Here is a 20048-nt window from a genome sequence, read left to right as displayed (position 1 = left end):
TTTGCATCGCAATATGATACCGGTCTCATTTCTGACACAGAGGCCCAGGCGATGCATCACGAGGAACGATCCCTTCCATTGACGGTCGCCCAGCGCGGCTTGTGGATCGGCGAAAAAATCGCGCCGCGCGGATCGATCTTCAACATCGCCGAATCCATCGAAATCCCCGGCGCGATCGACCCGGACCTGTTCCTCGCGGCGTTGCGCGCCGTCGCCGCCGAAACCGACACGATCCGCGTGCGCATCGCCGAGACCGGCAATGGACCGCGCCAGATCATCGAACCCGCCTATACCAAGGATTTCCCGGTGTTTGACGTGTCCGGCGCCACCGACCCGCGTGCCGAGGCAGAAGCCTGGATGTGGCGGGAATTATCCGCGCCGGTCGATCTCGCGTGCGACAGGCTCTGGATGGGCGCGCTGTTCCGTGCCGGGCCGGACCGCTGGTTCTGGTATCACCGCGCCCATCACATCATGTTCGACGGCTTCACCGGCGGCCTGGTCGCCCGCCGCGTCGCCGAACTCTACACGGCGAGCGTCGAAAGACGCGCGGCGGCGCCCTGCCCGTTCGGCAGCCTCGGCGATCTGATCGCCCACGATCAGGCCTATCGCGGGTCGCCGCGTTTCGAGCGCGACCGGGCGTTCTGGCTTGAACACCTCGCCGACCTGCCGCCGGCGATGTCGCTCGCGATGCGCCGGGTGCCCGGCGGCGGCGGGCTGCGGCGGCGCACCGCGCATCTTTCGCCGGATGTCTCGCGCCGGCTCCACGCCATGGCGAAGCCGCTCGGCGCCAGCCTGCCGCAGGTGCTGATCGCACTGGTGGCGGCCTATTATCACCGGGCGACCGGAGCGTCCGATCTGGTCATCGGGATGCCGGTCACCGGCCGGCCCTCCGCCGTGCTGCGCTCGATCCCCGGCATGGTCGCCAATGCCGTGCCGCTGCGGCTTCGCTTCACGCCGGATATGAGCTTCGCCGCGCTGGTGAGCGAAGTGGGCCGCGCCGTACTGCGCGCTCTGCGCCACCAGCAGTTCCGCTACGAGGAATTGCGCCGCGATCTCGGCCTGTTCGGCGCGGATCAGCAGGTTTCATGGCTCGGAGTGAATATCGAGCCGTTCGACTATGTCCTGAATTTCGGCGGCCATGCCGCGATCACCCATAACCTGTCCAACGGTTCGGTCGAAGATCTGATGATCTTCATCTATGACCGTGCCGACGCGCGCGGGCTGCGGATCGATTTCGACGCCAACCCGGTGCTGTACGACGATGCCGATCTCGCCTTGCACGAGGCGCGGTTGATCCGGCTGATGACCCAGGCGATCGCCGATCCCGCATCCAGGATCGCGGGCTACGACCTGTTCGCGAACGGCGAACGCAGCCGGATACTGGTCGACTGGAACGCGACCGCGCGCCCCCTGCCCGCGCGATCGGTCGCGGCGCGCATCGGCGATCGGGCTGAAGCCACGCCGGACGCGCCTTCGATAATTACCGGCGGCGAGGTGCTGACCTATCGGGACTTGCTGGCGCGGGCCGACGCGATCGCGTCGCGGCTGCGCGCGGCGGGAATTGGACCAGGCCATCTCGTCGCGATCGCGCTGCCGCGCGATGCCGATCTGCCCTGCGCCCTGCTTGGCGTGATGCGCGCGGGGGCGGCGTACCTGCCGCTCGACCCCGATCAGCCGGCCCAGCGCCTCGCCATGATCCTGGACGATGCGAAACCCTGCCTGCTGCTGACCGACGTGGAACTCGCGGCCAAATCCGGCGTGGCGAATATCGCGACACTGCGCCTCGATGCACCCGATCCGACAATCCGACCGCGTGCCGTGAAGCTCATGCCCTCGGTGCCGGAGGCAACCGCCTATGTGATCTTCACCTCCGGCTCGACCGGACGGCCGAAGGGCGTCGTCGTCTCGCGGACGGCACTGGACAATCTCTGCGCCGGATTCGAAATGCTGCTCGGCCTCGGCCCACGGGATCGCATGCTCGCCGTCACCACGATCGGATTCGACATCGCCGCTCTCGAATTTCTGCTCCCCCTGCTGTCCGGTGCGGCGATCGTGCTCGCCGGCCGCGCGCTGGTGCGCGATCCCGCCTTGCTCGCCGCGACGATCCGCGATCAGGGCGTAACGGTCATGCAGGCGACGCCGTCGCTGTATCAGGCGATGCTCAATGCATCCCCAGATGAGGCATCCGGCTCAGGCGCACTGGCCGGGCTGACGCTTCTGGTCGGCGGCGAGACGTTGCCGCCGCATCTCGCCGTCAGCCTCCACGCCGCGGCGCGGCGGCTGATCAACGTCTATGGCCCGACCGAGACGACGATCTGGTCCACCGCGCACGAGATGCGCGAAGAGGATTGCGGCACCCCGCCGATCGGCCGGCCGATCGCCAACACGCGCGTTTATGTACTCGACGACGCGGGCGAGCCGGTGCCGCCCGGCGTTGCCGGCAATCTCCATATCGGCGGCGCCGGGATCGCGCTTGGCTATCTTGGGCAGCCCGACCTTACCGCCGAGCGCTTCATCAGCGATCCTTTCGCGCCGGAGGGTGCGAGAATGTTCCGCACCGGCGATATTGCCCGGTTCCGCGAGGACGGTATTCTGGAGTGCCTCGGCCGGAGCGACGATCAGATCAAGATCAGGGGTTTTCGGGTCGAACTCGGCGAGGTCGAGGCGGCGCTCGTTGCCATTCCGGGCGTGGCTGCAGCCGCGGCGGCGCTGCGCGAGGCGGCTGGGCGGAAACAATTGATCGGCTATGTCGTGCCGCGCGATACGGCTTGGCCGGAACCGGCGGCGTTGCGCCGTGCCTTGGCCGACCGCTTGCCGGACTATATGATCCCTGCCGCCTTCGTCGTGCTGTCCGATCTGCCGCTGAACGCCAACAACAAGCTCGACCGTGCCGCCCTGCCCGCGCCCGAGACGACTTCTCGGGCCACCGCCAGCACGGATTACGTCGCGCCGCGCACCAAGGGCGAGATCATGCTTGCCGAACTCTGGGCCGAGACTTTCGGCCTCGAATGCGTCTCCATCCACGATAATTTCTTTGCTCTCGGCGGGGATTCGCTGATGGCGGCGCGCATGGTCGCAGATCTCGCCGGGCGGTTTTCCGCCGATCTGCCGATCGGTGCCCTGTTCCAGGACGCGACCATCGCCAATCTGGCGCCCTATCTGGATGGCGCGGAGAATGCCGATCCGCTCGCCACGCTGCTGACGTTGCGTGCCGGTAATGGTTCCCCCGCACTGTTCTGCGTCCACCCCGTCGCCGGTCTGTCCTGGGGCTATGCCGGGCTCGCGCGGCACCTCGCCGCCGATCACGCCATCTATGGGCTGCAATCCATCGGTCTCGCGGATGCCATGCCATCCTCGATCGAGGCGATGGCCGCGCATTATCTCGACGAAATGCGCACGGTGCAGCCGCGCGGGCCGTATATGCTGGTTGGCTGGTCGCTCGGCGGGTTGATCGCCCATGCGATCGCCGAGCGCCTGTGCCATGACGGCGAGACCGTGCGACTGCTTGCCCTGCTCGATTCATACCCGTTCCGCCTGATCGAGAACGAACACGCGATCGAGGAAGCGGAACTGGTCGCGGCCTCGCTCGGCTTCCTCGGCTACGCACCAGACCGGCTGGCAGGAACCCCACGGATGGACGCGCTCGCCGAACTGCTTGCAAACGATTATTCGCTTGCCGACATCCCGCTCCCGCCCAGCCTGCGCACCGGCGACATCATCGGCCGGGTACGGAGCGTGACAGAGCGGAACCTGTCGCTCGCGCGGCGCTTCACGCCGGGTCACGCACCGCTCGATGTGTTGTTCCTGCGCGCCGCCCACCGGCCTGTCGGCAGTGCGGACCGCTTTCTCGACGACCGGCCTGAGGCGTGGAGCCGCCATATCGGCGGCCGGCTGATCGTTCACGACATTCCCTGCCGACATCAGGACATGCTCGACCCCGAGCCGCTCGGGCGGGTCGGCCGGATCATCGCACAGGCCATCGCCTGACCATGCGGATCGCGATTTTCTGCGTCGGCACCCGTGGCGACATCCAGCCATTCATCGCGCTCGGTCGGGGCCTCCAGAGCCATGGCCATCAGGTGACGATCGCCACCAGCCGGAACTTCGAGACCGATATCGGGCGTTTCGGCCTCGGCTTTTCGCCCCTCACCGCCGACTACGACACGCTCATGCGCCGGGCGCCCGAAATGCTCGAAAACGGCATGAACGTCATCAAGGGATCACGGATCATGGTCCGCCATCTCGCCGAGATGGCGTCGCACTGGGCGGCGGAAGGCAAGGCGGCGGCAAAAGACGCGGAACTGCTGATCGGTCAGGGGCCGGCGACGATCCTGGCCGGGTCGCTGTCCGAAGCGCTCGGGATTCCGGTCGTTCAGGCGCAGTTGCAGCCGATGACGCCATGCACCGATATCCCGCCGATGGTGCTGCCGCCGATCCGCGTGCCGATTCCGGGCCCGGTCAATCTCGGGCTGTATCATGCGCTGCGATTTTTCATGTGGTCCCTGGTGCGTCCACCGGTCAACAATCATCTGCGGAAAGATCTTGGCCTCGAACCCTATAGCCGGCTCGGACCGCTGCACGGCAAGCCGGAGGCCCATCGGAGAACCCTCTACGCCTATAGCGAGCAGATCCTGCCGCGCTCGCGCGACTGGTCGTCCGACGCCCAGGTGACCGGATTCTGGTTTCTCGACGAGGGGAAGGACTGGCAGCCGCCCGACGATCTTGCCGGTTTCCTGGCTTCGGGAAGCAAGCCTGTCTATCTCGGCTTCGGCAGCATGTTCCCGCGCGATGCGGAGCACATCACCCGCATTGTGATCGCGGCGATCCGCAAGGCCGGTTGCCGCGCCGTCCTGGCGACAGGCTGGGGCGGGCTCGCGCCCGGCACCTCGCCACGGAACGATGATATTTTCATCCTGCGGCAGGCCCCCCATGACTGGCTGTTTCCCCGCATGGCCGCTGCGGTGCATCACGGCGGCGCGGGCACCATGGCGGCGGCCGTACGCGCCGGAATCCCGTCCCTGATCCTGCCGTTCATCACCGAGCAGGCGTTCTGGTCGGTCCGGCTGGAGCAGCTGGGCGTCGCGGTGCCGCACATGAACCGCAAGACAGTGACGACCGACCGGCTGGCCGCCGCGATCGTACGACTCCAGGAGCCGGGCATTGTCGCCAAAGCGGCGGCACTCGGCGACAGAAACCGGGCCGAGAACGGCATCGGCTCCGCGATTCGCCAGATGACCGAGTGGGGTCTGCTACGACCGGCGCAGCAACAGGACAGGCACCAGCGAGGCGAGCAGCAACACCCCGGCGAGAAGCAGCGGAACGCCGGCGGTCCAGATATCGGCGCGGCCATGATGGCCGAGGCAGTTGGCGTAGATGGTGGTGAACAGCAGAGGACCAATCAGCGCGGCGAGACCTGACAGGCTTGCCAGCAGCCCCTGGAGCCGCCCCTGCTCGGCGCTGCCGATGCGGTGCCCCATGATCCCCTGCAAGGCCGGCATGGCGAGGCCCCAGAGCGAAATCACCGGCACGCCGATCCAGAAAACCCGGCTGCCATGCGCCAGGCCGAACACGGCGAAGCCGGCCGCGCCGAACAAAAGACCAAGCGCGAGGGCGCGGATTTCGCCCAGCCTTCGCACCACGGGGCGCACCATCAACCCACCCACCAGCGCGAAACCGACCCCGGCGACGGCAAGCGTTATGCCGATCAGCACCGGCGTCCAGCCGAACCGATCCTGCACATAGAGAACCAGGACCGACGGAATCGCCTGCTGGGCGAGAATGCCGATCGCATAGACACTGGCCGGCGCGGTGATCGCCCGGCGGCGCAGCATGCCGAGTGCCGCGAGCGGATTGAGCCGCTTCAGGCTCAATCGCGTCCGCGCCCGGCGCGACAGACTCTCCGGCACCGCGACCAGCCCGTAGAGAAAATTCGCCAGGGCGAGCCCGGCCGCGAACCAGAACGGCAGGCGCAGCGACACCCCGCCCAGCAATCCGCCGAGCGCCGGCCCGAGCACGAATCCGAGCGCTGCCGCGACACCAGACAAGCCGAACGCCGCCGCCCTGCGCTCCGGCGGGGTGACATCGGCGATATAGGCGTTCGCGGCGGCGATGTTCGCGGACGACGCTCCGGACAGGACGCGCCCGACCAGCAGCCACGCGATCGAGGGTGCCAGCGCCATGATCGCGAAATCCACCGCCTGACCGAGACAGGAAAGCAGAATGACCGGGCGGCGGCCGAACCGATCGGACAGGGCGCCGAGCACCGGGGCCGCGACGAACTGCATCGCCGCCCAGGCCGCACCGAAAATGCCGAACACATGGGCGGTGAGCACGGTATCGCCATGCACCAGCCCCTGCACCAGACGGGGCAGCACCGGCAGCACGATCGCCATCGCCAGCATGTCGAGCAGGATCGTCGCCATGATGAAGCCGAAGGCCGCGTCTCCGGCGCGCCGCCCCTTGGCGAGTGCGAGACCGCTCACGCCGGGCAGTCCCGGCGATCGAAAATCCTATCCATCGTCTCGAAAAAACGCCCGGTTCATCCTTTAGAATTTAACGAACCGGGCGGTCTCGCGCAAATCGGTCAGACGTAATCGGCGGCGACGGTCACGTCGCGCGTGCGATCGGAGGCGATGGCATGGAACAGCGGCGACAGCACCGTCGCCACCACAATGTTCACCACGACGGTCGCGAGCGCGATATAGCAGGGGAAGATCGTGCCGAGGACGTGGAACGGATAGATTGCCCCGGCGAGGTGGTTGGCAAGGGCGAAATGCGTGGCCAGCACGAACCCGGCCGCCCAGCCGATCAGCAGGGCCCAGCCATTGTAGAAGCGGGTGAACAGGCTGAACACGACGGCCGGGAAGATCTGGATGATCCACATGCCGCCCAGCAACTGCAACTGGATCGCGTATTTCAGCGGCAGTCCGAAAACGAACAGCAGCGCGCCGATGATCATGACGATCGAGAAGATCTTGGCGACCCGCGATTCCGTCGCGGGGGCCATGCCGATCTGGACGAACTGGCGCCAGATATCGCGGGTGAAGATGTTGGCCGAAGCGATCGCCATGATCGCCGCCGGCACGAGTGCCCCGATCGCGATCGCGGCGAAAGCTATTCCCACGAACCAGCCAGGCAGCGAGTGAATCAGCAAAGCGGGTACCGAGAAGCTCGGGCCATAGGCTTTGAACCCGGCGGCGAATTGCGGCATCGAAGCGACGCCGGCAGCAACCGCCATCGCGCCGAGCAGGGCGATCAGTCCGAGCATGAAGGAATAGGCCGGCAGGATCACCGCGTTGCGGCGCACGACCCGGCTGCTGGAGGCAGAGAGAATGCCGGTGGTCGCGTGCGGGTAAAGGAACAGCGCCATCGCCGACCCCAGCGCCAGCGTGGCGTAGCCGGAATAGAGACCGGTGCTGCCGGCGGGCGGATGGGGCAGCAGCAGCTTGGCAGGCGCTATTTTCGCGAAAACCGCGCCGAACCCGCCCAATTCCGCCGGGATCACGATGACGGCGACGATGATGGTCAGGTAGATCAGCGAATCCTTGACGATCGCGATCATCGCCGGAGCGCGCAGGCCCGATGTATAGGTGAAGGCCGCGAGCACCAGGAAGGCAATGACGAGCGGCAGATGCGCGCCGAACCCGCCACCGGTGATGCCGAGCCCGCCGATCACCGTCTGCATGCCGACCAGTTGCAGCGCGATATAGGGCATGGTCGCGACGATGCCGGTAATGCCGACGGCAAGCCCGAGCCAGCGATTGCCGTAGCGGCCGCGCACGAATTCCGGCCCGGTGACGAAACCGTATTTGGCGCAGACCCGCCAGAGTTTCGGGAAGATCACGTACAGGATCGGATAGGCGACGATGGTGTAGGGCACGGCGAAGAACGCGATCGCCCCGGCGCCGAACATCAGTGCGGGCACCGCGATGAAGGTATAGGCGGTATAGATATCGCCGCCGATCAAGAACCAGGAGATGAGAGTGCCGAATTGCCGCCCGCCCAGGCCCCATTCATGGAGCTGGTCGAGATCGCCGCCCTTCCAGCGGGCCGCGACGAAGCCGAGGATCAGCACGGCGATCACCAGGATCGCGAAAATAATGCCGGCGACGATCATGATCCGGTCTCCTCAGCTTTCGGTCCGATAGACAATGAAAATGATCAGCGCGGAGAGCGGCACCCAGAGCAATTGGTACCAATAGAAGAACGGAAATCCGCCGAATTCGGGCGTCTTCATGTTGAAGAACGGCACCCAGAGAGTCGCGATAAAGGGAATGATCAGCAGAATGCGCCAGGGCGTCGTCCGCGGTGCCGGCTCGTGCGATGGATCGGCCATGGTTCCCTCCCGAAACGTTAAAGGTCCGCCAGGCTAAGGCGTTACCGTTTGTTTAGGCCGATTTGACCCTCAACGACAAGGCGGGGCCGGGCGAGGCGGGAGGCGCGCAAAATCGCGCGCAGATCGGCCAGCGCCGTCTCGAAATCCCGGTTCTCGATGATGAAATCGAACTCGCCCTGATGGGCGAGTTCGGTCTCGGCTTCTTCCATGCGCCGCGCGATGGCTGCCGCATCGTCGCCGCGCGCAACCAGCCTTGCGCGCAGATCGTCGAGGGTGGGCGTGCGGATGAAAACTCCCACCACGTCGCGCGGCAAGGCGGCGCGCAACTGGCGAAAGCCCTGCCAGTCGATATCGAACAGCACGTCCCGCGCCTCGGCCAGGGCCCGCTCGACCTGGGCGCGCGGCGTGCCATAGGCGCTGCCGAATACCGTGGCGTGTTCCAGAAAATCACCGGCTTCGACCATGGCGGCGAAGGCTTCGGGCGATTTGAAATAATAATGCTGCCCCTCACGCTCGCCGGGACGCGGCGCGCGGGTGGTGGCGCTGATGGAAAGCGAGAGCGCGGCATCCTCGTCGAGCAATGCCCGCGACAGCGAGGTTTTCCCCGCCCCGGAAGGTGCCGCGAGCACCAGGCAAAGGCCCCGCCTAAGCAAGGTGGCGCCTATTCAATGTTTTGCGCCTGCTCGCGCAGCTGCTCGATCGCCGCCTTGAGGTCGAGGCCGATCGCGGTGAGTTCGAGCGAGGCGGATTTGCTGCACAATGTGTTTGCTTCGCGGTTGAATTCCTGCATCAGGAAGTCGAACCGCCGGCCGACCGGCACGGTTTCGGCGAGCAGCGCGTTTGCCGCCGCGATATGGGCGGTGAGGCGGTCGAGTTCCTCGCGAACGTCGGATTTGGCGGCGAGCAAGGCGATTTCCTGAGCGAGCCGCTCCGGCGATACCGGCTGGGCATCGCCGAGCAGGTCCTTGAGGGCGGCTTCCAGGCGCGCACGGTGCTGCACCGACTGGCCGTTTGCCTGACCGTGCGCGGCTTCGACCAGGGATGCGATGCGCGCGAGCATTTCGGCGACGATGACGGCGAGCCGCGCCCCCTCGCCCGCCCGCGCGGCGACGAGCTCGTCCAGTGCCTGCTCGAAGGCGCCGGCAAGCGCCCTGGCAAGTGCCGATCGTTCGGCGTCGCCAGTTTCGGGCTCTCCCGCATCGGCCGACGGGCGAATCACGCCCGGCAGGCCGAGCAGCGCTTCGGCGCGCGGCGCCGGCATGGCCGGATACCGGCGCGCGAGTTCGAGCGCGCGGGCGAGCAGTACGTCCAGCGCCGCCTCGTCCACCACGAGCACGCTCGCGGTGTCCCGCTTCAGTGTGAGCCCCGCCGAGACATTGCCGCGCTTCAGCCGGCGCGCCGCCGCTTCGCGCAACGCGGGCTCCAGCGCATCGAAGCCCGGCGGCAGGCGCAGCCGCAGATCGAGCCCGCGCCCGTTCACGCTGCGCAATTCCCAGGCGTAGTCCATCGCCTCGTGGCGGCCGGCCACCCGCGCGAAGCCGGTCATCGAGGCGATGTTCGATCCGCTCATCGGCGCAGGGTTTCGCGCACATGGTCGAGCGCGACAAGCCTGCCCTCACGCTCGATGTGCCAGAAGGTCCAGCCGTTGCAGCTCGCGGCGTTCTGCACCGCGGCCCCCACCTGATGGATCGAACCGCGATGGCTGCCCGCGATGATCGTGCCGTCGGCGGCCACCGTGGCTCCGACCCGGCGCAGCCGGTCGTGCAGCATGGTGCCAGGCGGCACCAGCCCGCGCTCGACCAGAACGCCGAAGGCGATGCGCGGCGCATCGCGCTTGCCGTTCGCGAGCACCGTGACATGCGCGGGGGCGGCACGGAGCTGGCGCAGCCGCGCCCAGCCGGCCTCCACATAGGCGGGGTGACGCTCGATGCCGATGAAATGCCGGTTCAGCCGTTTGGCCACCGCCGGGGTGGTCGCGGTGCCGGCGAACGGATCGAGCACCACGTCGTCCGGGTTGGTCGCGGCCAGGATGATCCGGTGCAGCAGCGCCTCGGGCTTCTGGGTCGGGTGCAGTTTGAGCCCGTGATCGTTGCGCAGGCGTTCGCCGCCGGTGCATAGCGGGATGGTCCAGTCGCTGCGCATCTGGGTGTCGTCGTTCAGCGATTTCATCGCCTGATAATTGAACCGGTAGCGCGATTTCGGCTCGCGCGCCGCCCAGATCAGGGTTTCGTGCGCGTTGGTGAAGCGCCTGCCGCGGAAATTCGGCATCGGGTTGGATTTGCGCCAGATCACGTCGTTCAGAATCCAGAAACCAAGATCCTGCATGATCGCGCCGATGCGGAAAATATTGTGATAGGAGCCGATCACCCAGATCGTCGCGTCCTTGTGCATCAGCCGGCGCGCTTCGGCGAGCCAGGCGCGGGTGAACGCGTCGTAGGCGGCGAAATCGGTGAATTTGTCCCAGTCGTCATCGACGCCATCGACCAGGCTGTCATCCGGCCGGCGCAGCTCGCCACGGAGCTGCAGATTATAGGGCGGATCGGCGAATACGCAGTCGATCGAGGCGTCGGGCAGCATGCGCATCATCTCGACGGCATCGCCGAGAAGCAGTTGATCGAGCGGCAATTCGCGAATGGCGTGCACGGGCAAGGCGGGCCTCGGGTGATTGTCTGCTCCTATACCTGACGAATCCGCCGTGGTCGCGTCAATGGGCTTAAATCACTGATTCGCTTGCTTCGAGGGACTGGATTTTGCTCTTGCGGGTCAGCAGAACGGCACGCGGCCTGAGGCTTTCGTGCTGGTTCCGGCGGTGCTGAATCACCGTGCCGAAGGCGATGTGGCGGCACAGATACTGCGTCGGCTCCTCATTATTGCCCTTCTCGCGGAACATTTCGGTGAACTGCACCCGGCCGAGCACGCCGGTGCCGCGCATGGTCCGGGCATGATCGCGCATGGCATCGACCGCGGATTTGCGGACCCGTTTCTGGAACGAGGCCAGAACCTCAAGCTCCTGATTGAAATAACTTTGTGACGCATCGGCCCAGCCATAGGGGTCGCTCATCCATTCGTAATAGGCGCCGACCGCGAGCCCGATCGGTAGAATGCCGGCTTCCAGCAGACGGGCGAATTCGAGCTGCGACACGGTGGCGACGAACGGGGCGGTTGCCTCGGGAAAGCCAGCGATTTTCACCGCCGTGCCGGTGGCGCTGTAGTCCATCGACGACCGGGCGTCGGCATCGCCGCTCTCGCGGGTTTTCAGCGTCACCTCGACGATCGCATGAGCGCCCATCAGCGCGGCTTCGTGTTGCATCCGGGCGATCGCCGTATGCCAGCCGTCGCGATGGCCTTCGGTCCAGGAATAGCCGAAATGGAACCAGCAATTGCCCGAGACCATGCCCAGCGTTTCGATGCCGTGGGTGCGCAGCGTGAGCAGATCGGCCGGCGAGGCGGTGGAAACCCAGGGCAGCCGCCCGACCGCCGTGTGGCGCAGCCGCTCGGAGACGAATTTCGGCACCGAATTGTGGCGCAGCGCCTGAGTCCACTCGGCCATCCGCGCGTCCTGGCGCGCCAGTTCCGCCGGGTCGTTCGGCGCCGCCTGAGCCGCGACCGCCCCCACCACGCCCTTGATCAGATCCTTGAACGACATGGGCGGTAGTCCCCTTACGACATCAGGAAGTCATGCAGCACGCGATGCGCGCCGTCGGCCTCGTCCGACAATCTGGCGAGGGCTTCGTTCAGCCCATCCAGCCATTGCGCGACGGTAAGGATTTCCCGCTTGAGCACCACGCCATGAGTGCCGCGCGCCCTCAAGGCGCGGAGCACGCCATGGTCCTGCTCCAGGATATACTGGGCATCGCCGGTATCGACGCCGATGGCGCGGATATGCGCGGTCTTGCTGAACAGACCATCCTTCTTGCGTTCCACGTGGACGCGCCCTGGCAGCGCCTGTTCGAGCCTGATCGCCAGCGCTTCGATGAAGGCCGGCTGATCGGCGCTGGCGCGGCGCATGAAGGCCGCATGCAGATCGAGCCCGCCGAGCGCATCGCCGCTCATGGCTGGGGCGGTTCCTTGTTTTGGTCCAACTCGGCGCGAAGTTTTGCCAACTGATCGTCGATATCCGACTGATCGCGCAGTTTTTCAATCGCGTGTTCGTTGCCGGTCCGGTGATCGAGCGGGTCGTGGATCACGCCTTCATCCATCATCCGCTCCATCGCCTCGGCCTTGGCGGCCGTTGCATGGGTCTTGTCGCGCGCGTGCTGGATCGTATCCTCGACCCCGCCGAGCCCCTTGCCGATGCCGGCCAGTTGCTGATCGACCTGCAATTCCGCCTCGGCGGCCTGATGCTCGGCCTTGAGCGACTCTTTCTCCGTGCGGAACTGTTCGATCTTGTCTTCCAGTTTCTGCTCGTAGATTTTCAGCTTGTCGGCCTGTTGCCTGACGTGATCGAGGGAGGTCTGGATCGGGGCGAGTTTGTGCTCTTCGGACGATTTCTCACCGAGGGCGGCGCGCGCCAGATCCTCGCGGCCCGCTTTCAGCGCGATCCGCGCATCCTGATCGTGCCGGTCGATCGCCGCCTTGTGATCGGTGATCTGATGCTCAAGGGTGATCTGCTCGGCGATGACATCGGCGAGATGACCCTTGGTTTCCTGCAGGCTGGTCAGCATTTTCTCGTAGGAGAGTTCAAGCTCGGCGTCCGGGTCTTCGGCGGCGTCGAGAAACTTGTTGGCCTTGGCGGCGACCAGATTGGTGAAACGCGACATCAGGCTCATGGGGGAATCTCCCAACAATAACGAATGGTTAGTCGTTCACCGGCAGCACGATTTGCGGGATCAGTTTTTCCGGCAGGACGGATTTGTCCTCGACCGGGGTTACCGCGGTGCCGACCGCGAAAAACTCGATCACGTGAGGCTGCCAGTTGTGCGAGCCTTCGTGCAACTGCACGCCGACCACGCCTTCGGCCTTCGCCTCGCCGGCCTCGCGCTGCATCCGCTCCATCGCGAGTTCGCGGGCATCGTACAGCGCCTGGGTGAACACCTCGATTTCGGCATTGCGCCCGATATTGCCGAGGGATTTCATCACACCCTGATGCGCCATGTGATACACGCAGGAGCCCATCACCATTTCCAGCGGCCGGTAGCCCGATTGCAGCAGCAGCCAGAGATCCTGGCCGGACAGATCGGAGGTGAAGGGCTTGCCGCCGACGCCCTTGAACATCGGGTGGCCGGCGGAATGGGCGATGGCGGTGCCGATCGCCATGAATTCCAGGATGTCCTTGTCCCATTCCATGCGCTTGACCTCGAGCCGGACGCCGACGATGCCGTCGGCGTGGAGCGTGCTCGCCTCCTGCTCCATCCGCGCCATGGCAAGCTCGCGGGCGTGGTACATCGCCTGCGACAGCACGGTCATTTCCTGGTTGCGGCTCCAGGAGGTGTACTGCACGCCGACGTGATAGATGCAGGAACCGACGACAAGGCCGAGCGGCTCGAACCCGGCCTCACGCACCATCAGGAACTCGTTGACCGAGAAATCCGAGGTGAAGATGCCCTCATGGCTGCCCTCGCTGCGCAGGCCACGCAGCCGTTCGAGCGCCTGATGGGAAAGCTGGCCATCGGATGAAGTGCTGGTTGCGTCCATGGTCGTCGCTGCTCCAGATTTCGTGAACTCGGCTGGCGGGAGGGGTGTTTTTGCTATTGATTTCGTAACCTCAACGGCGGCATCCTATCGCGTTGCGGATGCGGGTCAAGGTGAGCGGGGCATCGGCCAAAGACGCCGGATTCTGACGTAGAGGGGACTGCGCATCACAATGCTGATCTTGATCGCTTCGGCAAGAGCCAATGGAAACACCGCTGCTGCGGTCGAAAGGCTGCGTTTTCGTTTTGACCCGTCCGAAGCAACATTGATGGCTCTTATAGCGTTGCCTGTTGATATGGTCCGAGTCCGATGGCGCCGAGGATCAAAGCTTCGGGTGTGGCGTGCTGTCCCAGCGCCTCAAGCGTTCTGCGCCAACCGAGATAGTTGGGGAGGTTCTTGGTGGCGACACCATGGAAGCGCCGCAGCCATTCCTTCAGTCGGCCATGATAGGCGTTGACGTTGTTGATGTGAAAATCTGGCGCGTTTGGTTTTGGCTTGCCGGGCATTGGCAGGATGTGCGTCGGGATGCCCGCCTTGCGGGCGAAGGCGATAATCGCGGTGCCACCGTCGCAACAGAATTCGTTGGCGGGCGTGACGATACCGCCCAGCGCCGCGGTGATGGACAAGCGGTTCAATTTCGGCAGCACCGCATCGGTGGTGGCACCATGGCGGTCACGCGCGACAAGCACAGGAATTTGTTCAGCGGAGATCCCACATTTGGCTGGCTTGCCGCCTCTCTTGCGGGCCGCGCGCGGCATCGCGGATCGCTTGCCCTTGAACGATTCCAGGATGAATGTCTCATCGCCTTCCACAATCCCGGACAAGGCCTGGGGTTTATCGCCGGCCAGCGCTTCAAGAAACCTGTGTCGCCATCGAAATGCCGTCGTGTAATGGACGCCGCACCGTTTTGCCGCCTTCGCGGTGCTGACGCCGTCGATCATGGCTTTGGTTTGTGTGGCCCATTTGTCCTTGAGCCGCAGATGAGCCAGCGGCGTTTTCGTCAGCGCGTTGAACGTGCGCCGGCAGGTTTTGCAGCGGTAGCGTGGCAAAGCACTCGCCCGCCCCCAACGCACAACATCGCGGCCCTCGCAATGGGGGCAGCCGACGCTATCCACGCGACGCTGCCCGAGTTCAGCCACGCCTTCCGTTCCAATCGGGTTCGATGGCGGCAACGGCGGCAACGGCACCGCGATCGGCCGTTCGCCGGGCGCCGGCAGGTCAACGGTTGCGATCGCCAAATCCATGGATGCGCCAGTTTCATCGTCATGGCTTTCCGACACCTCCGAAAGAGTCAGAGCCTGCCATGCCCGTCGTCGCTGTGGGACGGTCAGCACCGCAATCCAACCAAGCCAGGATTCAAAATCCGCCACGTCCATGCTCGCCTCCTCACGTCAGACGCGACTTCCGTAGCCGATATCAATAAGTAACGCTATAAGAGCCACATTGATTGATCTCACAGCGTCGCAGCTTCGGCCGTTCAGCTATGGCGGGACTGAACGCGATGACGGCTTTCGAGCGGTCGTCGACCAAATGATCGGGCATCGCCACATGGTGTTTGCTACGCCGGTTTATTGGTATGCCATGAGCGGACCGATGAAGATGTTCTTCGATCGACTTTCGGACCTGCTGAAAGACTCCGAATCTCGATTGATTGGCCGCGCCGGTGGGTAAATTCGAGGTGATAGGGCGCGTGCGGCGCACCGAGCACCACGCCGTCGAAGCCGTCATGATCCACGAACCGGCCAATCTCGGCGAAGCCAAGCCCGTCGCGATAGAAACGCGTCACCTGTTCCAACCGGTCGGTCGGACGGGCCACGCGCAAAATCGGCAGCAAGCCTGTCCCACGGTTTTCAACGCCCAGAAATTCGGTCATTCTGCCCCGCAACGAAGCGGAGGATGCCATGGACTATGAGATGATCGCAACCGAAACCCAGGGTCGGGTCGGCCTGATCCTGCTGAACCGACCCAAAGCGCTGAACGCCCTGTGCGACCAGTTGATGACCGAACTGGGCGACGCCCTGCGTGGTTACGACAACGATACGGCAATCGGCGCGATCGTGGTCACCGGCAGCGAGCGCGCCTTCGCCGCCGGGGCCGATATCAAGGAAATGCAGAACCGCACCCACCCCGCAACGGCACTCGACGATTTCATCGGCAAGACCTGGGAGGTGGTGACCACGATCCGCAAGCCGGTCATCGCCGCGGTGGCCGGCTACGCGCTCGGCGGCGGCTGCGAACTCGCGATGATGTGCGATATCGTTCTTGCCGCCGACACCGCGAAATTCGGCCAGCCGGAGATCAATCTCGGCGTCATCCCCGGTGCGGGTGGCACCCAGCGGCTGACGCGGGCGGTGGGAAAATCCAAGGCGATGGAAATGATCCTCACCGGACGGATGATGGACGCGGCCGAAGCCGAGCGCGCCAATCTGGTCGCCCGCGTGGTTCCTGCCGCCGATCTGATCGCCGAGGCGGTGAAGCTTGGCGAAACCATCGCCGGAATGTCGCCGGTCGCGACCGCGATCGCGAAGCGCGCGGTCAACCGCGCCTATGAAACCACGCTGGCCGAAGGTGTCGGCTACGAACGGGCCACTTTTCTCTCGCTGTTCGGCACCCCGCACCAGCGCGAGGGAATGAGCGCCTTCATCGAGAAGCGCAAACCAGAATTCTCCTGATCGAATGGCTTATACCATGTCTCGCTGATCGCGACCCATGGTATTCGCTCTTTATGTTCGCGCGCGCCGCCCGCCAACCCGCGCGCATACCAAATCTCATGAGTCGAGATTCATAAGATTTGGTATTAACTCAGCAAATGGACCGAAAATAGCCGCTCGGCGTCGGTCCAGCTTCGCGCAACGTGCCATCCCGCCCTTGTGGCGAGACCGGCAAAGCGTTCGATGCTGAACTTGTAGCTGTTCTCGGTATGGATCGTCTCGCCGGCACGGAACCGGATGGTCCGCCCCGCCACACGCACGCTCTGCGCCACAAGGCTTTCCAGGTGCATCTCGATCCGCTTCGCCGTGTCGTTCCAGACCGCGCGATGGGCGAACAGGTCGAGATCGAAATCGGCATCCGCCTCGCGATTGAGCCGGGTGAGCATGTTCAGGTTGAATGCCGCCGTCACCCCCGCCGCATCGTCGTAGGCCGGAACCAGAATATCGGGGGATTTTTCGAGATCGACGCCGATCAGCAGCGAAGCGCATACGCCCAGCGTCGTGCGCACCTGGCGCAGGAATGCGATCGCGTCGGGAGGATCGAGATTGCCGATGGTCGAGCCTGGAAAAAATCCGAGTTTCGGCATTGCTCCGATCGCAGCGGGCAATTTCACCGGGGCCAGGAAATCGGCCGCGATCGGATGCAGCGCGACCGCGCGATGCGACCAGCGCAGACGCGATTTCAGCGCGGTCAATGCCTGATGGGCGATATCGATCGGCACATAGGCATCGACATCGAGTGCGGCGAACAGGATCGCGGCCTTCGCCTCGTCGCTCGCGCCGTATTCGACGAGCGCCGCACCCGGCGGCACCAGTGCCGCGAGATCGCCGGCAATGTCGCGCAGAATGCCAAGCTCCGTGCGCGTCGGGTAGTATTCCGGCAATTCGGTGATCGCGCCGAACAGCGTGCAACCGGCGTCGTCATAGAAGAATTTCGGCGGCAGCGATTTGCGCGGGGCGGTCAGCCCGTTCAGCGCCTCGGCCACGAAATCGCTGCGCGCCGGCGCTAGCGCGCCGCTTCCCTCCGGCATCGCTCAACAATCCTGTGCGAGGCGCAGGCCGGAAAACTGCCAGCGTTTGTCGGGATGGTAGAAATTGCGATAGCTCGGTCGCGCATGGCCCGGCGGGGTCGCCACCGAGGAGCCGCGCAGCACCATCTGATTGATCATGAATTTTCCATTATATTCGCCGATCGCGCCGGGAACCGGGCGAAACCCCGGATAAGGCGCATAGGCGCTCGCGGTCCATTGCCAAACCGTGTCCGTCATTTCGGAGAGACGCGCATCGCCGCTCGCGGCTTCCCATTCTGCCTCGGTCGGCAGCCGCGCCCAGGCCCAGCGGGCGAACGCATCGGCTTCATACCAGGAGATATGCGCAACTGGTGCCTCGGGATCGAGCCGCCGCAATCCTTCGGGACCAAACTCGAACCACACCCCGTCCCGCTTGCGCCAATGCAACGGGGCGCACCAGCGTTGTTCCTGCGCCTCGGCCCAGCCATCCGACATCCACAGCGTTGCCGTGCGGTAGCCGCCATCGGTCATGAAATCGAGCCAGTCGCGGTTGCGCACCAGGCGGTTCGCCAGACGATAGGGTTCGAGATGAACACGGTGGCGCGGTGTCTCGTTATCGAAATGAAAACCCGCGCCGGGGTGGCCGATTTCGACCAACCCGCCATCGAATGCGACGAACCGCGCCTCGCCGCGCATCGGTGCCGGGCGGGCGAAATGCGGCACCGCCGCCGGCAGCAGCTTGTTCTGCGCGAACGCGTGGGTGATGTCGGTGAGCAGCAATTCCTGGTGTTGCTGTTCGTGCTGCAGGCCGAGTTCGATCAGATGTGCGAGATTGTTGCGCTGTTGACCGATCAGCCGCCCCATCGCGGCATCGACATGGGCGCGATACGCGGTGACGTGGTCGCAGGACGGCCGGGTAATCAGACCCCGCTGCGGGCGCGGCTGCCGGTCGCCGATCGTTTCGTAATAGGAATTGAACAGGAACTGAAAATCCGCATCGAAGATCCGGTACTCAGGCAGGTGCGGCACGAGAACGAACTGCTCGAAGAACCACGTCGTATGGGCGCGGTGCCATTTGACCGGACTCGCGTCGGGCATCGACTGGATGCACTGATCCTCGGCGGACAATGCCGAGGCCAGATATTCCGTATGGTTGCGAACGGCGGCAAACCGCGAGGTATCCACCGAGCCTGAAAATGCGTCCATTCGGAGTTCCTCCCGCCGATCTGTCGCAAATGGGGAGCGCTCCTCGTCATTGGTAGAGTTTTCCTCGGTTTTTTGCAGTCGCCCGCAAATTCAATAAAATTTCAAGCAAATCCAGGAATTTAGCTGGTCATACGGCCGGGACGCCTTTCGATGTCGAATACTCGAAATGCAGCGCCTCGCCGGGATGCACGATCGGGTGGATCGCGTGCGCCGCCATCGCCGCCTCGGAAAACCCCTGAAGGATCAGCTTGAGCTTGCCGGGATAGTGCGCGACGTCACCGATCGCAAAGATGCCGCGCGTGCTGGTCTCGCAGGTCGAGGGCGTCACCATCACATGATGCATCGCAAGATCGAGCCCCCATTGGGAGATCGGCCCCAGATCGGTCGCGAGGCCGAAAAACGCAAGAAGAATATCGGCGTCCAGGTTTCGGGTTTTCCCGTCGAGATCGGCCACTTCGACCGCGCGGAGCACCCCCGCCTCGCCATGCAGCGCGTGGAGCTGGTAGGGAATCACGAGGTCGATTTCGCGGCGTCCGGCGGCGCCGGCGAGTTGGGCGGCGGTTTCGGGGGCCGCGCGGAATTTTGCCCGCCGATGCACCACGGCGACGCTGGCGGCGATATCCTTGAGTGAAAGCGCCCAATCGACGGCGGAATCGCCGCCGCCGGCGATCACCACGCGCTTGCCGCGCAGCGTATCGCGCCGGCGGACATAATATTGCACGGCGCCGGTGGCCTCATAGGAGGCAAGATTGTCGAGCGGTGGCCGGTTCGGCCCGAAGGCGCCAGCGCCGGCGGCGATGACGATGGCCTTGGCACGAACCGTGTCGCCCTGGTCGGTGGCGATGATGAAATCCCCCGCTTCGCCGGAGATTGCGGTCACCAAGCGGCCGAGCAGGCGGGGAGCCGCGAAGGGAGCGGCCTGCGCTTCCAGCTTTTCGATCAGCCCGGCCGCGTCGATCGCCGGATGCGCCGGGATGTCGTAGATCGGTTTCTCGGGATAGAGGGCCGCGCATTGGCCGCCCACCTCGCCAAGCGCGTCGATCACCACGGACGAGAGTTTCAACATTCCGCATTCGAACACGGCGAACAGCCCGACCGGGCCGGCGCCGATAATGGCCACATCGGCCGTCATCGTCTCTGCCATGCGCCCTGCCT

Annotated in this window: 17 protein-coding genes and 2 pseudogenes; 4 read left to right on the top strand and 15 right to left on the bottom strand. The window is 64.9% G+C overall.

All coding sequences use genetic code 11. The features are described from left to right. Positions 1 to 51: 51 nt before the first annotated feature. Both AiwAL_RS00535 and AiwAL_RS00530 read left to right on the top strand, forming a co-directional pair. Positions 52 to 3987, top strand: coding sequence for an amino acid adenylation domain-containing protein (locus AiwAL_RS00535; RefSeq protein WP_262311900.1), 3936 nt, complete (start codon positions 52 to 54; stop codon positions 3985 to 3987). Positions 3988 to 3989: 2 nt separating this feature from the next. Then, positions 3990 to 5174 (top strand): annotated as a pseudogene (locus AiwAL_RS00530) (glycosyltransferase); the annotation flags it as partial. Positions 5175 to 5249: 75 nt separating this feature from the next. On the opposite strand, the gene AiwAL_RS00525 reads toward AiwAL_RS00530, so the two are convergent. From AiwAL_RS00525 to AiwAL_RS00475, 11 genes are all read right to left on the bottom strand, one after another. Further along, positions 5250 to 6482, bottom strand: coding sequence for an MFS transporter (locus AiwAL_RS00525; RefSeq protein WP_235703653.1), 1233 nt, complete (start codon positions 6480 to 6482; stop codon positions 5250 to 5252). Between the two features lie 101 nt (positions 6483 to 6583). Beyond that, positions 6584 to 8116 (bottom strand): monocarboxylate uptake permease MctP, encoded by a 1533-nt coding sequence (gene mctP / locus AiwAL_RS00520; RefSeq protein ID WP_235703652.1) that lies wholly within the window; start codon positions 8114 to 8116, stop codon positions 6584 to 6586. 12 nt (positions 8117 to 8128) lie between these two features. After that, complete coding sequence (locus AiwAL_RS00515) at positions 8129 to 8335, bottom strand: DUF3311 domain-containing protein (protein ID WP_235703651.1); 207 nt, start codon at positions 8333 to 8335, stop codon at positions 8129 to 8131. Positions 8336 to 8376: 41 nt separating this feature from the next. Continuing rightward, positions 8377 to 8988, bottom strand: coding sequence for a guanylate kinase (gene gmk, locus AiwAL_RS00510; RefSeq protein WP_235703650.1), 612 nt, complete (start codon positions 8986 to 8988; stop codon positions 8377 to 8379). An 8-nt stretch (positions 8989 to 8996) separates the two neighbouring features. After that, positions 8997 to 9905, bottom strand: coding sequence for a YicC/YloC family endoribonuclease (locus AiwAL_RS00505; protein ID WP_235703649.1), 909 nt, complete (start codon positions 9903 to 9905; stop codon positions 8997 to 8999). After that, positions 9902 to 10921, bottom strand: coding sequence for a site-specific DNA-methyltransferase (locus AiwAL_RS00500; RefSeq protein ID WP_235703732.1), 1020 nt, complete (start codon positions 10919 to 10921; stop codon positions 9902 to 9904). The genes AiwAL_RS00505 and AiwAL_RS00500 overlap by 4 nt, the downstream gene beginning before the upstream one ends. A gap of 127 nt (positions 10922 to 11048) precedes the next feature. Beyond that, positions 11049 to 11981, bottom strand: a complete 933-nt coding sequence (locus AiwAL_RS00495) for a heavy metal-binding domain-containing protein (RefSeq protein WP_235703648.1) — start codon at positions 11979 to 11981, stop codon at positions 11049 to 11051. Positions 11982 to 11995: 14 nt separating this feature from the next. After that, positions 11996 to 12388 carry a hypothetical protein gene (locus AiwAL_RS00490; protein WP_235703647.1) on the bottom strand — a complete coding sequence of 131 codons (393 nt, stop codon included), beginning with the start codon at positions 12386 to 12388 and terminating at the stop codon, positions 11996 to 11998. After that, the gene (locus tag AiwAL_RS00485; RefSeq protein WP_235703646.1) at positions 12385 to 13104 is read right to left on the bottom strand and encodes a PspA/IM30 family protein; all 720 of its coding nucleotides are present in this window, start codon (positions 13102 to 13104) and stop codon (positions 12385 to 12387) included. Before AiwAL_RS00485 ends, AiwAL_RS00490 begins: the two co-directional genes overlap by 4 nt. 28 nt (positions 13105 to 13132) lie before the next feature. Beyond that, positions 13133 to 13969: a heavy metal-binding domain-containing protein gene (locus AiwAL_RS00480; protein WP_235703645.1), complete on the bottom strand. Its 837-nt coding sequence runs from the start codon at positions 13967 to 13969 to the stop codon at positions 13133 to 13135. Between the two features lie 272 nt (positions 13970 to 14241). Continuing rightward, on the bottom strand, positions 14242 to 15342 hold the full coding sequence (locus AiwAL_RS00475; RefSeq protein ID WP_235703644.1) for an IS1595 family transposase: 1101 nt from the start codon (positions 15340 to 15342) through the stop codon (positions 14242 to 14244). Positions 15343 to 15409: 67 nt separating this feature from the next. On the opposite strand from AiwAL_RS00475, the pseudogene AiwAL_RS20330 reads away from it, so the two are divergent. Beyond that, positions 15410 to 15565 (top strand): annotated as a pseudogene (locus AiwAL_RS20330) (NAD(P)H-dependent oxidoreductase); the annotation flags it as partial. Here the strand turns inward: AiwAL_RS20330 and AiwAL_RS00470 are convergent. Continuing rightward, positions 15525 to 15839, bottom strand: coding sequence for a VOC family protein (locus tag AiwAL_RS00470; RefSeq protein ID WP_235704773.1), 315 nt, complete (start codon positions 15837 to 15839; stop codon positions 15525 to 15527). The pseudogene AiwAL_RS20330 and the gene AiwAL_RS00470 sit on opposite strands and share 41 nt — an antisense overlap. A gap of 28 nt (positions 15840 to 15867) precedes the next feature. Here AiwAL_RS00470 and AiwAL_RS00465 point away from each other — a divergent pair, with 28 nt between their 5' ends. After that, positions 15868 to 16638, top strand: coding sequence for an enoyl-CoA hydratase (locus tag AiwAL_RS00465; protein ID WP_235704772.1), 771 nt, complete (start codon positions 15868 to 15870; stop codon positions 16636 to 16638). 125 nt (positions 16639 to 16763) lie between these two features. On the opposite strand, the gene egtD is transcribed toward AiwAL_RS00465, so the two are convergent. From egtD to AiwAL_RS00450, 3 genes are all read right to left on the bottom strand, one after another. Further along, positions 16764 to 17708, bottom strand: a complete 945-nt coding sequence (egtD, locus tag AiwAL_RS00460; RefSeq protein WP_235704771.1) for an L-histidine N(alpha)-methyltransferase — start codon at positions 17706 to 17708, stop codon at positions 16764 to 16766. 3 nt (positions 17709 to 17711) lie between these two features. Beyond that, the gene (gene egtB / locus AiwAL_RS00455) at positions 17712 to 18893 is read right to left on the bottom strand and encodes an ergothioneine biosynthesis protein EgtB (protein ID WP_235704769.1); all 1182 of its coding nucleotides are present in this window, start codon (positions 18891 to 18893) and stop codon (positions 17712 to 17714) included. Positions 18894 to 19020: 127 nt separating this feature from the next. Next, complete coding sequence (locus AiwAL_RS00450) at positions 19021 to 20037, bottom strand: NAD(P)/FAD-dependent oxidoreductase (RefSeq protein WP_235704768.1); 1017 nt, start codon at positions 20035 to 20037, stop codon at positions 19021 to 19023. Between the last annotated feature and the right edge of the window lie 11 nt (positions 20038 to 20048).

The sequence above is a fragment of the Acidiphilium sp. AL genome (assembly GCF_025499445.1).
Classification (GTDB): Bacteria; Pseudomonadota; Alphaproteobacteria; order Acetobacterales; family Acetobacteraceae; genus Acidiphilium; species Acidiphilium iwatense.
The sequence above is the reverse complement of the archived record's forward strand: the minus strand, read 5'-3'. Positions and strand labels throughout refer to the sequence as shown.